A 12,342-nucleotide genomic window follows, 5' to 3' on the forward strand; every position below is an offset into this window, starting at 1 on the left:
CCTACGATTCCACGATATCAAGCTCGGCGGTGAAAGTCGTTCCATCACTTCCGTCGAAGGTGTGGGTGCCGTTCAACTGATTGACGACGCCTCTGATCAGGCGGCTTCCCATGCCCTGTTGCATGGTCTGCGGATCGAAGCCGACGCCGTTGTCTCGCACCGTGAGGCGGGCGCGGCGCTCCCCGATTGACTTGAGCGCGATGGAAATTCTTCCCTCGCGGCCATCGGTAAAGGCATATTTCAGGGTATTGGTCAGAAGTTCGCTGGTCAGCAAGGCGAGTGGGGTCGCATTGTCGGTGGAGACGGCGATCTCGTCGATGTCGTAATCAACGGTAACGGCAGCCCCATAGGCGCTTACCAGCTTCTCGACAACGGAGGCTATGAGGTCCCGTGCGCAAAGGCGGGAGAATTCGTCGTGCCGGTAGATCTGCTCGTGCACCGCGACCATGGAGGAGATGCGGTCAGCAAGCGACCGCTGGATTTCCGCCGGCAGACGCTGAAGCTGGATGATGCTCTGGACGGCCTGCAGGTTGTTCTTGACGCGATGGTGTATCTCGCGAAGGAGCAGCTGGTTGTCCGCGAGGGCATTTCGCAGCAATTGGGACTGGGCGGCATCGCGCTGCCGCAGATGACGAATCCACTGGCCGGCGGCCAGCAGGCTGACGCTAGCGAGGACCAGTACCGAGATTGCTACCGTCACATCCCGCCAGAATCGCTGGATGCCGAAATCGTGGTCAGCCGAAGCGAGCGCGATCAGCCCGGTACCGTCGACGGTTCGATAGGCGACGATACGGTGGGCGCCATCGACCGGCGAGATGGCCTCGTAGGTGCCATCCGGCGCCTTGATGAGGTAATCCGTGAACAGCACGTATTTGCTCATGTCGAGCGGCCCGTCGGCGAGCGGATAGCGCGCGACGAGCTGGCCATCGGAGCGCACGAAGCTCACGGTTGAATTCGGGCCAAGATCCACGGCCTCCCAGACTTCGGCGAGGACCGCGCCAACCTCGAAGGAAACGACGGCGGCGCCGGCGAAGCGGCCGTTTCGCTCAAGCCTGCGGCTGAAGGCAAAAATCTGCTCGCCGTTGAGGCGGCTGATCAGCAAACTCGAAATATGCTGTTTCGCGCCTTTCGCCAAATCCGAAAAATAGGGCCGGTCGACGATGTTGATCGGCTTCACCATGGGATCGGTCGAATAGAGGGTAGTACCCTTCTCGTCGACCACATAGGCTTTCACCTGACCAGGCAGGTTCGCGACCGCCTCATTGATGTTGCGCACGGTGGCGGAGGCCTGTGGCGTGAGGCTTTCGCCGAGCGTCTCGTCGATGCGCTGGAGGGCTTGTCGCGCGAGGGAATCGAGCAGCGAAACATTGCTTGCGACGATCTTTGAGGCTGCAATGGCCCGCTCCTCGGTGCGGCGAACGGCGTCCCGGTAGCTTGTGTTGAGCCACAGGCCGAGCATCAGGAGCAACGAGACGAACATGGCGATGATGATCATCGCAGCCGCCCTCGCCAGCGTGAAATGGATGTTCAGCCCGCGCAACACCACTATCCCCCAAGTGCGTCGGTCAACCTTAGCCGGAAGGTTGAGTTCTGTCCCGCCTTTCGTAAAGCCGACCGTGGTCGGTCATCTACCGTACCTATCGCCTCGATAGCCTGGTGTCGCCGGACATGGCCCGCTTTATGATATCTTCCAGTTGCCGCTCGCCGAAGGGCTTCGACAGGCGAAGCAGATCGGCGCGGGCCTCAGGCGGCAGTTCCGAATAGCCCGTAGCGAGCACGATCGGGATGCCCGGCCAGCGTTCCCGCACGATGTCGGCAAGTTGGGAACCGGTCATCTGCGGCATGGCCTGATCGGTGACGATGAGGTCGATGTTCCGTTCGGCGAGGAACGTAAGGGCCTTGGTACCCGAGCTGGCCTCGCAGACGCTATGGCCCATATCTTCCAGCATCATCACAGTGTTCATCAGCACAAGCGGATCGTCATCGACGGCAAGCACGCTAAGCGCATCGACCTTGTCCGGAAACGGAGGTGGTACAGTATGCTCCTCCTGCTTTTCCTCCACGCCGGCCTCAGCGATCGGGAGCCACAGTTCAGCTGTCGTGCCTGCGCCTTCGACGGAGTGAAGCACCAGCTTGCCGCTGGACTGCGCCATCAGGCCCTGCACCATGGAGAGCCCAAGCCCGGTGCCTTTGCCGACGCCCTTCGTCGTAAAGAACGGCGCGGTGGCGTTCTTCAGCGTGTCCGGGTCCATGCCATGTCCCTCATCCTGGATGTAGAGGCAGAGATAGGCTTTCTCCCGCAGCTCGGGATGGGCTTTGTGCGCATGGGTCTCCAGCCGCGCGCCGATGAGCAGGCGGCCACCCTCCGGCATTGCATCGCGTGCGTTGATCGCCAGATTGAGGAGGGCGTTCACCATCTGGTTGGGGTCGGTTCGCACCGAAGGCAGATTCAGCGGAAAATGTGTTTCGACGACGACCGCCGGGCCGATGGACCGTTGCAGCATGTCCGTCATGCCGCGAATGAGCACCCAGAGATCGACGAGTTCGAAATCCAGATCCTGACGGCGGGAAAAGGCAAGCAACCGTTGAGTCAGCGATGCTCCGCGTCGCGTCGCCTGCAAGGCATTGTCGATCAGGGACTGGGCCTCGGGCGTGGGTGAGATGCGTCGTTTCAGAAGATCGAGGCTCGCCTGAACCGCCATCAGCAGGTTGTTGAAGTCGTGGGCGACGCCGCCGGTCAGCTGGCCGAGAGCCTCCATCTTCTGCGCCTGGAAAAGCTCTTCTCTCGCCAGTTCGAGCGCCTGTTGCGCATCGCGTTTTTCCGTTATGTCGCGCGTGATCTTCGCAAAGCCGATCAGCGAACCGTCGTCGCTGCGTATAGCGTCGACGACGGCGTTGGCCCAGAAGCGTGTTCCGTCCTTCCTCAGCCGCCAGCCTTCCGACTCATACCGGCCATCCCGCCGCGGTTTCGAGCGCCAGCTGTGGAATGCCGGCAAGCCTGTCCTGTTCAGGAAAGAAGTTGGATAAGTGCTTGCCGATGATCTCATCCGGCCGGTAGCCCTTGATGCGTTCCGCGCCGGCATTCCAGCTCGAGACGTGACCGTCGGCATCCATCATGTAAATCGCGTAATCCGTGACGCCCTGCACGAGAAGGCGGAACTGCTGCTCCGTCTTGCGAAGCTGTTCCTCGGCCTGTTTCCTCTCTGTCAGGTCGCGGGTGATCTTCGCGAAGCCGATAAGATCGCCGCCGTTATCGCGTATGGGATCGACGATGACATGCGCCCAGAATTCGGATCCATCCTTGCGCACCCTCCAGCCTTCACCTTCAAAGCGGCCTTCTTCAGCGGCATATTTCAAGGCCAACGAGGGAAGACCCCTGTCTCGATCGTCGGAACGGTAAAAGCGGGAGAAATGCGTGCCAAGCACCTCTTTCGCCTCATACCCCTTGAAGCGGCTCGCACCGGCATTCCAGCTGACGATATTGCCCTGCCGATCCAGCATGTAGATGGCATAATCCGTGATCGCATCAACCAGCAGCTTGTACCGGTCTTCACCGACAAGGGCCGATGCCCCATCCCCATTCATGCTGTCCCCCACCAAAGCCAACTGCATCAAACGTGGAAGGTTGGGAAAGGTTCCGCGGCCCCGATACTTTTTCGTGCTCCGAAGGCCTGTGCAGCATTGGAGCCAAAGGGATTGAAACATTCCGTGTCGCCGACCGTTTCCGCCTTCGAGTTCACGGAGGAAGCGATGGATTTCACAACCTTCATGCAGAAGCGGGAGCAGGCGGCCCTTGCCTATTGCCAAGGCGAAGCGTCGGCTCTGCCACGCCGTCCAAAAAGGAGTTTTCATGACCATGCATAAGCCCGAACAAATTCGCCGACGCGCTTATGAAATCTGGCAGGCTGAAGGGTGTCCGCCAGGTGGCGAGCTGCGGCATTGGCTCATCGCCGAGTCGGAGTTTGATGAGGAACACAAGCCGGCAGGTCCCTTCAGGGGATTTTCCGTGCTGGGCGAGAGAGCCGGCGGTAATGCAGGCGCTGTCGAAGCAGTGCCGGCTGCCGCCACAAATGAGGTCGTGATCACGACCGGGAAAGAGCCGGCGCGCCGGAAGATCAAGCGCACGGAAGGGCCGTAGCTTGCGCGGGACCGGTGCAGACCGGCCGCCACCGGGACGTAAAATGGCGGCCCTGCGAGGATTGGCTCTGTTCCGGTTGCGCGCATCCGCGGCAACAAATGGAACAATCGTTCACTCCTCCCGTTTGCGTTCTAGCTCGGGAGGCGTGCATGGCCGGCGAAACATCAGCCCATCTGGAAGGCAGGATCAACGCGCACCGACGGCTGCTTGTCGAACTCGTTTCGATCCTCGGCTCGATTCCCGAAGCGCGCGACGCCCTGATTGCCATGGCGCGAGATAACGAGACGGTCATCGACCATCAGGAGGATCCGGGCGTGGAGCCCGATACGGCCTTTGCCGCCCAGCAGATCGCGGATGACGAGATCAGGAGAATTCTCAAGGCTGCGATAGCGCGCCTCGAAACCAGGACATGAGGATGAAACTATGGGTATGATCGAGAAGATTTCCGGCTATTTCAAACAACTGGCTGGCGAAGTCACGGGTGATCAAGCGCTGCATGACCGAGGCCGCCGGGAGACAGAAGGCGCGTATCGGGAGCAGGACGATCAGGTTGTGCCGGTTGCTCCTCGCGTGATGCCGGGCGCAGATAGCGTTGTCTCGGCGCAGACTGGCCGCGAAAAAATCATTCATGCCGATGCGGTGCCGCAATTCAAGGTTTCGCAGGCGGGCCGGACCAATGACGGCGTATCCAGCGCGAAGCCGCGCGTCATCACGGGCAGCAACGATGCCACAATACATCGCACACCGCCGGGTGTGGAAACGCCCAGCCAGGACTGGTCCGTGGGTTTCGACGAAAATGCTCCGCGCCAGGATATGCCGACGCCCGTCCCCAACTATTCCGATCCTGAAGAGCTGAAGCTCTTCCGGCTGGTTCCGATCGCTTCCGCGACGGACACCAACTGGGACATTGCACCCAATCACGGCGAAGTGGTTGTGCGCGCCCGCTCGAGTGGTGATGCGCGTGTTGTGGCCGCGGAAGCCGAGCTCGACTACATGGAAATTGATGCCCTGCCAGGGGACGGCAACTCCACGACTTCTTCGAGCGCGTTTCGCAACGAAAAGCTCTACACGGTGGTTGACGAGCGTAACCCCTCATATTCGGTCGACGGACCGCGCGAGGTCGTCGCCGGCACTGTCCGCGTCGACAACATTCGCCCAACCGAGATTTGAGGAGACCGGCCATGGCCCGCAGTCAAACCGCCCGTACAGCGGCGAAACAGCGTGATATTCAGGCAGAGGTCGCGGAGGCTGACCACAAAGGAGAGGTCGAGAAGCCGCAGGCCATGCAGGCCGGCGCGCGCCTCTATCCTGTCCCTCCCTTTCCCAAGCAGCATCAGCCTAAGCCGGGTGATGAGGCGAAGCTCGACCCACAACCGATGTACGACGCGCCCTTCTACAAGGGCTCGGAGAAGCTTAAGGGTAGGGTGGCGCTGATTACGGGCGGGGATTCCGGCATCGGACGAGCGGTTGCGGTCCTCTTTGCCCGAGAAGGTGCGGATGTCGCGATCGCACATCTTGCGGAAGGAAACGACGCCACGGAGACGATCGCTGCCGTGGAGGCGGAAGGGCAGCGCTGCATCGCCTTTGCCGGCGACGTCAAGGACAAGGCGTTTTGCGCCGATACGGTAAAGTGCGTGGTCAAGGATCTCGGCCGCCTCGATATTCTCGTCAACAATGCCGCCTTCCAGGTTCACAGCAGGGACATCGTCGATCTTTCCGAAGAGCATTTCGACGAGACACTGAAGACCAACCTTTACGGCTACTTCTTCATGGCGCAGGCGGCGGTACCGCATATGAAGCCCGGGTCAGCGATCATCAACACCGGCTCCGTTACCGGTCTTAAAGGGTCGAAAGACCTCTTAGACTATTCCACCACCAAGGGCGGCATTCATGCCTTTACGCGTTCGCTCGCCGGCCAGCTCGTGCCGCGCGGTATCCGTGTCAATGCCGTAGCGCCGGGACCGGTGTGGACGCCGCTCAACCCTTCGGACAAGGAGGCGGCGGACGTTGCAAAATTCGGCGCTAACACGCCGATGAAACGACCTGCCCAACCTGAGGAGTTGGCCCCGGCCTATGTCTTCCTCGCGTCGCCGCAGTGCTCCAGCTACATCACCGGCGAGGTGCTCCCCATCATTGGCGGCTATTGAGCAGCCAGCTACCAGGCCGATACCTGGAAACAACTTTCAAAGGATGTTGTCTGTGCATTGAGGCCCCCGTCGAGCGCGGGAGCCTTTGTTTGAGGCAGGGTGTTGCGCAATGAAGCGGTGGGCGGTTCCTGCATTTTTTCAACCGAACTGCCCACCCCGCGCGTTCAGGCAGCGTTGGCCTTGCCTTCGCGGTTCACCTTCGTTTCGGCGAGTTGGCTCAGCGCCTGGTCGGTTTTCATTTCTTCCGAAAGTGTCTGTTCGAGCAGCTGGGCGACATCCTTGTGCCCCAGCTGCAGGGCCCATGACTTCAGGGTGCCGTAGCGGGCGATTTCGTAGTGCTCGACGGCCTGTGCGGCTGCCAGCAGACCGGCGTCGAGCGCAGGCGATTCCTTGAATTCCTCCAGGATCTCCTGGCCTTCTTCGAGGATGCCGTCGATGGCCGGGCAGGTTTTGCCGCCGGCAGGCTTGCCGAGGATTTCGAACACCTGAACGAGGCGCTCGATCTGGTCTTCCGTTTCCTGCAGGTGTTTGCCAAACGCGGACTTCAACTCTTCGGCCTTGGCGCCGCGGATCATCTTCTTGAGCGCCGCGACGATCTTGCGTTCGGCGTAATAGATATCCTTGACCCCATCGAAGAAGAGGTCCTCCATTGTTTTCGTGGGCATTTCAATCTCCTCGCTTGGAATGAGCCGTTGATCAGCTCCGGTTTCATCAAGTGCTTTCCGTGATTGTTCCGGGTGCCGGACAAAGCGCTATCGGAAGCGCGCAGGCCGTTTCGTAAGATTCATCTGGATTTCAAGCCTGCTCGCAAAACGGCCGACAATGAGCACGAGCTTTCTGGTCTCCCGCTCATCGATGTTGTGCGATCGGCAGTACGCGATGACGTCGAACACGTTGACGGATAGTTTCGAACGCTTCTTGTCGAAATGTTGCATGACGTCGCTCCCCCGCTGGTGGTGTCACGTAAATGAATTGGGGAAGGGGATGTTCCTGCCGGCTGAGTGTTTGTACGGAACCGTACATGTTCCGGCTTCTGTCCAACCGAAAGGTGCTGCAATTCGGCGGGTCGGTACGGTTTCGTACGGAGCCGGCATAAGTCGGCACACCGCTTCATCTCGCCTCTTCGTCGTGACACATTCCGCTCTCCCGCAAGGGAGGGCGCAGTTGCCGTTTGGCGATTGGGCGGAGGCCTCAAGTCCTTCGTTGCCAAAGCTCCCCCGAGCGTTGGCCGCCCTATCCTTTGCGCGGCGTGCTCGGTTACGGAACGTTTGCCCCGCTTTGCCATTGTCTTCTCAATCCGGGAGGCGGCAATGGAACGGTATTATTTCAAGATCCAGGATCAGGACGGCGTACTGCAGCCTGATCGCGGTTTCGAATTCGCGGATATGGAAAAGGCCAAGGACGAGGCAAGGACGCTTCTCGCCGAGATGGCCATCGATGGTTTGCCGAATGAGCCGGTGGACAGTATTTCCGTCGAATTGCAGGATGCCAACCGCGTTCCCATCGTCACCTTCCGGCTGGTTCTTGAAGCGATCCCGCACGGCGCCCAGGAGGTGTGACAGCGGGGGCAGGCCCTTTCGCCGACGCGGTCACTCACCGCAGGCGAAAACCGGCGTGCCATCTTCGCGGCCCATGCCGACCAGCGCACACATTTCCGTTCCTCTGTCCGCTTCCGTACCGACGCCAGACTCTGGGTTGTCTCGCCGATTTTATGGTCATAGATGGACAGCCATTGACTTTAGGAAGACCGAAGCCTCTGGCGGATATGCGGTCGCTTAACCGCATGGGATCGTTGGATGGATGACGTATGGCAGGGCAGGTTTCGAAACACCCTGTTACGGCGTTTAGCGGAAGCAAGCCTGCAGCGGTTCGCCGCGCAATTGGAGTGCGTCGATCTCCCCCGTTCGCATCAGCTGTCTTGCCCCCATCAGCCGATGGAACACGCCTATTTCTTCGAGAGCGGCATTGCATCCGTCGTCATCCGCTCGCCGGAGGGGCAGCGTAGCGAAATCGGGATCATCGGAAGGGACGGCATGTGTCCGGTATCGGCGGTCCTTGATGTCGACGCCGACCCATTCTCTATCCACATGCAGATGCAAGGCCAGGCTTACCGTCTTCCCGTTGCAGACTTAAAAGCGGTTTTGACGGAAGATCGCGAGGTTCAAAGGCTGCTTGCGCGCTACACGCAGGCACTGGCTGTCCAGCAGGCCTATACCGCGCTTTCCAATGCCGTGCACCATATCGACGAACGGCTCGCCCGATGGATATTGATGTGCCACGACCGGGTGGACGGTTCGGATATCAGCCTGACGCACGAATTCATGTCGATCATGCTCGCCGTGCGACGCCCCAGCGTGACGACGGCGCTTCATGTGCTGGAGGGTAAGAAGCTCATCTACTCCGAGCGCGGCGTCGTCAGCGTGCGTAACCGGGCTGGCCTGGAAGCCTTTGCGCGCGACGCTTATGGCGAATGCGAAAAGGAATACGAGCGGCTCATCGGCGCCGTCGTCTCGCGGCCGGCTAGCTGATCGCTTCCTTGAAGGGCACCTGCGCCATCAGCTCCCCCCGTTCATCGACGATTTCGAAGAGACGCGTTTCATCGACGTGCCCCTTTCGCAAATCCTCGGCCAGAATCTCGCGCGCTGCAAGACGGGCCTCAGCGAGGGCGGCGTCCAGCGTATCGAAATCCGCACCCTCCCGGTCTTCGATCCGTTCCGTTCGGCTGCAGATGTGGAAGAAGTAGTGGGTCATGGATCGCCTCGCAGCGTCATTGCTCCCATAGGGACTGGCGAAGCCGCCAAGTGTTCCATTTTCTTTCCAGCCCCATCTGTACGCTATCGTACGGCAACCTCCGCGGGCCCGTCTCGTTTCCTTCGAAATGGAGGAATGAATGGACGCCTTGGTCTCCGAACCCGTTTCTCAGACGGTCTACGCCGGCATAGAAGCCCAGCTGCCCGCGCTCAGGCGCTTCGCCCAGCAGTTGACCCGTTCGGCGAGCGACCGGGAGGACCTGATCCAGGAAACGGTGATGCGAGCGCTTCGGTCCTCGCAACAGTTTCACCCCAATACAAAACTCCGCTCGTGGCTCTTCACGATCATGCGCAATAGCTTCAACACGGAATATCGCCGCCGCTGCCGGGAGCCTGTCGGACTGGACGACGGCCTGCTAGAACGGGCGAGCATCATGCCGCCGCAGGAATGGGCGGTTCGCCGCAGCGAACTGCGCTGCGCCCTGCGTCGCCTTCCGCCGCGCTCGCGCCGTACGTTGCTGCTCGTGGCGATGGGCGTTAGCTACATCGATACCGCACGGCTGTGCGACTGCGAGATCGGCACGGTGAAAAGCAGGGTCAACCGTGCGCGCAAGATGCTCGAAGACGACATCGGCCGACCCGGCGCGCAATGACGAAATAGCGGCGCGGTCGCGGCTGTTCTCTGGAACAAAGGCCGGTCTGAGCGGTTGGCTGTCATCATTCCCAGATCAAACCGCGGAGCAAGACGATGGCCGATCGCAAGACAGTATCTCGTAAGGAGGATTTTCGAGACTACGAGGAGCGGGACACCCGCGACGGCTGGCCCTATCCGGACGATGACGATGCACGTCGAGCCGCGCAGAACTTGCCTTACGCAAGCCCCGGCGCTGATTTGGATCAGCTGGGCAACGGGGGAGTCTCGATCACGCGTGATCCCGCTGCACGCGATGTCGACGGCGCGCCACTGTCGTTTGCAGATGAGACGGGCGATATCATCGGCGACGACGATCTCGAGGCGCGCATTATGGACACGCTCGAAAACGACGCCAGGGTCGATCTTGCAACGCTGGAGCTCACGATCCGCGACGGCGTCGCGGTGCTCGACGGCGCCGTCGATAGCGAAGAGGACCGCCGCCACCTCATCGGCTTCCTGCGCCGTGTGAAAGGGGTGCGTGACGTAGAGGCTGACGGGCTTCTCGCGCGTGGTGTCGACAGCCATTTGCCTCGCGACGTTACGGATTGAAGTTCCTCCGTACGATTTCGTACCATGATGCCGCTTTGAATCGCACCTATACGGACCTAAACTCATGCCTGTCGCACAGAGGAGGCGGGCGTGGGCAGCTACACTTCCAAGGGGACTTTCGAGCCGGACGAGTTGGGCGCATTGAAGTCGGTCTTCGATGAACTCACCTCGCAACCCTGGTTCGATGCGTCGGAGGAGGCGAGGGAGAGTTTTGCCAAGTATCTCTTCGAGACATTCCCCGCCGTCACCTTCGACCCCGTCAAGCACCGCTCCATCATCGAGGCCACTGCCCGCATGTTCTACACGCGGGATAGCGCCTAGCACTCTATTCTGAACCATCGCTCCCTTGCCGCGTTGCAACCCTGATCCCTGAAGAAGAGGAGAAGGTGCAATGTCCGATGACAGCACGAAAACCATGTGGGCGACATTCGCGACCCGAGAGGCCGCCGACCGCGCTGTCGAGCATCTCGTACAGCAATGCGGAATTGCCCGTACCGATGTGTTCGTGGAGCCCGATACGGACGCAAACACGGCTGGCACGGCGCCTTCCGGCGGTGACGCCACCCGCGCCGACGCGCCGCTCCACGGCGAAATCCGCGTTTCCGCCGATATCGCGCGTTTCGATCTTCTCAAGGCCGAACGGGCCTTCCGCCATGCCGGCGCGCGCAATGTCAAGGCGCAATAGGGGCCTGTCAAACCAGTAAGGAGTTTCCCATGGTTATTATTCCGACCGAACCCGGCCCCGGCCCGAATCCGGTTCCCGACCTGCCGCCCATTGGCGAGCCAAGCCCGCCGATCAAGGAGCCGGAGCCCGAGTACCTGCCCGATGAGGAGCCCAATCCGAACCCCGACGAGAACGACGAACCGGCCAAACAGACTGGCCTTCGCTGACCTGGAAAGCCCGTTGGGCCTCGCCGAATGAAACACGTCGGCGGGGCACGTTTGTCCTCTGGGCTGGACGGTGTTGCTGCCGGCTCGCGCCAAGTGAAAAATCCGGCATCAGCCTGAAGTTATTTTAAGAAATCTCAAAATTTACGCGGAACCAAACGCCCGTATCCCGGTTTGCTCCTTGCCTTCAACGGCTGAACACGAGGAGACATCATGAAAAAGCTTTTGCTCGCCGCTGCATTTGTCGGCGCATCGACCCTTGGCGCCTTCGCTCAAACCTCCACGGCGCCTGCCACCGATGGCGATACCCCGGCGATCGCGACTCCGGACGACAAGAACGCCACTGCGCCGGTCGAAGGCGCGAACAGCTTCACCGAGGAACAGGCCAGGGAGCGCATCGTCGAAGCGGGCTATGCCGACGTCACCGGGCTCACGCTCGATGACAAGGGCCTCTGGCGCGGCACCGCGATGAAGGACGGAAAGTCCGTCAACGTCGCGCTCGACTACCAGGGCAACATCGTCGCCAACTAAGAGGATATTTCCATGAAGAAAACCGCTACCGGACTTTTTGACAACTACTCCGATGCACGCGCCGCTGTCCGCGCCCTCGAAGCGAGGGGCATTCCCTCGGATGACATCAGCATCGTCTCGAACAACGTGGACGAACGGCAGACCGGCGACACGAATGCCGCCGAAGGCGCCGGAACGGGTGCCGGGATCGGTGCAGCCGTCGGCGGCGTCGGTGGCCTCCTGACCGGCCTTGGCATTATGGCCATACCGGGTGTCGGTCCGGTGGTCGCCGCCGGCTGGCTTGCCGCAACCGCGGCCGGCGCTGCCGCAGGTGCGGTCGCGGGGGGCGCGGCAGGCGGCATCATCGGTGCAATGACGGAATCCGGCGTGCCGGAGGAGCATGCCCATGTCTATGCGGAAGGCGTGCGCCGCGGCGGCACGCTTGTAACCGCCCGGGTCGAGGAGAACCTCTATGCGGAAGCCGAGGCGGTTCTGCGCCAGTCGAACTGGGTCGATCCGGTCGAGCGGCGCGCGGCCTATACCGAACAGGGTTGGACGCGCTTCGACGAAACGCTCGATCCCTACGGACCCGCAGAAATCGAGCAGGAGCGTCTGCGTTATCGGCGCTGACTGCAAACCGTATTTCTCGCTTTGAAGAAGGCCGGT

At 61.0% G+C, this 12,342-nt stretch carries 17 protein-coding genes and 1 pseudogene; 13 read left to right on the plus strand and 5 right to left on the minus strand.

Translation table 11 applies throughout. The features are described from left to right. Position 1: 1 nt before the first annotated feature. Both K0P03_RS21045 and K0P03_RS21050 read right to left on the minus strand, forming a co-directional pair. Complete coding sequence (locus K0P03_RS21045) at positions 2-1,540, minus strand: sensor histidine kinase (protein ID WP_272790558.1); 1,539 nt, start codon at positions 1,538-1,540, stop codon at positions 2-4. 97 nt (positions 1,541-1,637) lie between these two features. Further along, positions 1,638-3,585 (minus strand): annotated as a pseudogene (locus tag K0P03_RS21050) (PAS domain S-box protein). 265 nt (positions 3,586-3,850) lie between these two features. Between K0P03_RS21050 and K0P03_RS21055 the strand changes: the two are divergent. The 4 genes from K0P03_RS21055 (at position 3,851) to K0P03_RS21075 (ending at position 6,285) form a co-directional block, all read left to right on the plus strand. Further along, a complete protein-coding gene (locus K0P03_RS21055) occupies positions 3,851-4,138 on the plus strand; it encodes a DUF2934 domain-containing protein (protein ID WP_272790559.1) in 288 nt (95 codons plus the stop codon). Between the two features lie 149 nt (positions 4,139-4,287). Continuing rightward, positions 4,288-4,551: a hypothetical protein gene (locus K0P03_RS21060; protein ID WP_024271516.1), complete on the plus strand. Its 264-nt coding sequence runs from the start codon at positions 4,288-4,290 to the stop codon at positions 4,549-4,551. Positions 4,552-4,951: 400 nt separating this feature from the next. Further along, the gene (locus K0P03_RS21070; RefSeq protein WP_037409404.1) at positions 4,952-5,308 is read left to right on the plus strand and encodes a hypothetical protein; all 357 of its coding nucleotides are present in this window, start codon (positions 4,952-4,954) and stop codon (positions 5,306-5,308) included. An 11-nt stretch (positions 5,309-5,319) separates the two neighbouring features. Further along, the gene (locus tag K0P03_RS21075; protein WP_023516841.1) at positions 5,320-6,285 is read left to right on the plus strand and encodes an SDR family oxidoreductase; all 966 of its coding nucleotides are present in this window, start codon (positions 5,320-5,322) and stop codon (positions 6,283-6,285) included. Positions 6,286-6,449: 164 nt separating this feature from the next. On the opposite strand, the gene K0P03_RS21080 is transcribed toward K0P03_RS21075, so the two are convergent. Together K0P03_RS21080 and K0P03_RS21085 are read right to left on the minus strand one after the other, a co-directional pair. Continuing rightward, on the minus strand, positions 6,450-6,950 hold the full coding sequence (locus K0P03_RS21080) for a YciE/YciF ferroxidase family protein (protein ID WP_024271517.1): 501 nt from the start codon (positions 6,948-6,950) through the stop codon (positions 6,450-6,452). Positions 6,951-7,037: 87 nt separating this feature from the next. Then, a complete protein-coding gene (locus K0P03_RS21085; RefSeq protein WP_024271518.1) occupies positions 7,038-7,220 on the minus strand; it encodes a hypothetical protein in 183 nt (60 codons plus the stop codon). Between the two features lie 375 nt (positions 7,221-7,595). Between K0P03_RS21085 and K0P03_RS21090 the strand changes: the two genes are divergently transcribed. Next, on the plus strand, positions 7,596-7,844 hold the full coding sequence (locus tag K0P03_RS21090) for a DUF6894 family protein (protein WP_024271519.1): 249 nt from the start codon (positions 7,596-7,598) through the stop codon (positions 7,842-7,844). A gap of 237 nt (positions 7,845-8,081) precedes the next feature. Next, positions 8,082-8,813: a Crp/Fnr family transcriptional regulator gene (locus K0P03_RS21095; RefSeq protein ID WP_024271520.1), complete on the plus strand. Its 732-nt coding sequence runs from the start codon at positions 8,082-8,084 to the stop codon at positions 8,811-8,813. On the opposite strand, the gene K0P03_RS21100 is transcribed toward K0P03_RS21095, so the two are convergent. After that, a complete protein-coding gene (locus K0P03_RS21100; protein WP_023514017.1) occupies positions 8,806-9,036 on the minus strand; it encodes a DUF6894 family protein in 231 nt (76 codons plus the stop codon). The genes K0P03_RS21095 and K0P03_RS21100 overlap by 8 nt on opposite strands. Before the next feature lie 139 nt (positions 9,037-9,175). Here K0P03_RS21100 and K0P03_RS21105 point away from each other — a divergent pair, with 139 nt between their 5' ends. The 7 genes from K0P03_RS21105 to K0P03_RS21135 all read left to right on the plus strand — a co-directional run bounded on the left by K0P03_RS21105 (position 9,176) and on the right by K0P03_RS21135 (position 12,306). After that, positions 9,176-9,688 carry a sigma-70 family RNA polymerase sigma factor gene (locus K0P03_RS21105; RefSeq protein WP_023514018.1) on the plus strand — a complete coding sequence of 171 codons (513 nt, stop codon included), beginning with the start codon at positions 9,176-9,178 and terminating at the stop codon, positions 9,686-9,688. Between the two features lie 95 nt (positions 9,689-9,783). Then, positions 9,784-10,278, plus strand: coding sequence for a BON domain-containing protein (locus tag K0P03_RS21110; RefSeq protein WP_023514019.1), 495 nt, complete (start codon positions 9,784-9,786; stop codon positions 10,276-10,278). A 90-nt stretch (positions 10,279-10,368) separates the two neighbouring features. After that, entirely contained in the window at positions 10,369-10,599 is a 231-nt protein-coding gene (locus K0P03_RS21115; RefSeq protein ID WP_024271521.1) for a hypothetical protein, read from the plus strand. 70 nt (positions 10,600-10,669) lie between these two features. Then, positions 10,670-10,963 (plus strand): hypothetical protein, encoded by a 294-nt coding sequence (locus K0P03_RS21120; protein WP_023512850.1) that lies wholly within the window; start codon positions 10,670-10,672, stop codon positions 10,961-10,963. Positions 10,964-10,992: 29 nt separating this feature from the next. After that, on the plus strand, positions 10,993-11,169 hold the full coding sequence (locus tag K0P03_RS21125; RefSeq protein WP_023512851.1) for a hypothetical protein: 177 nt from the start codon (positions 10,993-10,995) through the stop codon (positions 11,167-11,169). 210 nt (positions 11,170-11,379) lie between these two features. Next, entirely contained in the window at positions 11,380-11,697 is a 318-nt protein-coding gene (locus K0P03_RS21130; protein WP_023512852.1) for a hypothetical protein, read from the plus strand. 12 nt (positions 11,698-11,709) lie between these two features. Then, positions 11,710-12,306 (plus strand): general stress protein, encoded by a 597-nt coding sequence (locus tag K0P03_RS21135; RefSeq protein ID WP_023512853.1) that lies wholly within the window; start codon positions 11,710-11,712, stop codon positions 12,304-12,306. The last annotated feature ends 36 nt before the right edge of the window (positions 12,307-12,342 follow it).

It is taken from the genome of Shinella sp. HY16 (assembly GCF_028534175.1).
GTDB lineage: Bacteria > Pseudomonadota > Alphaproteobacteria > Rhizobiales > Rhizobiaceae > Shinella.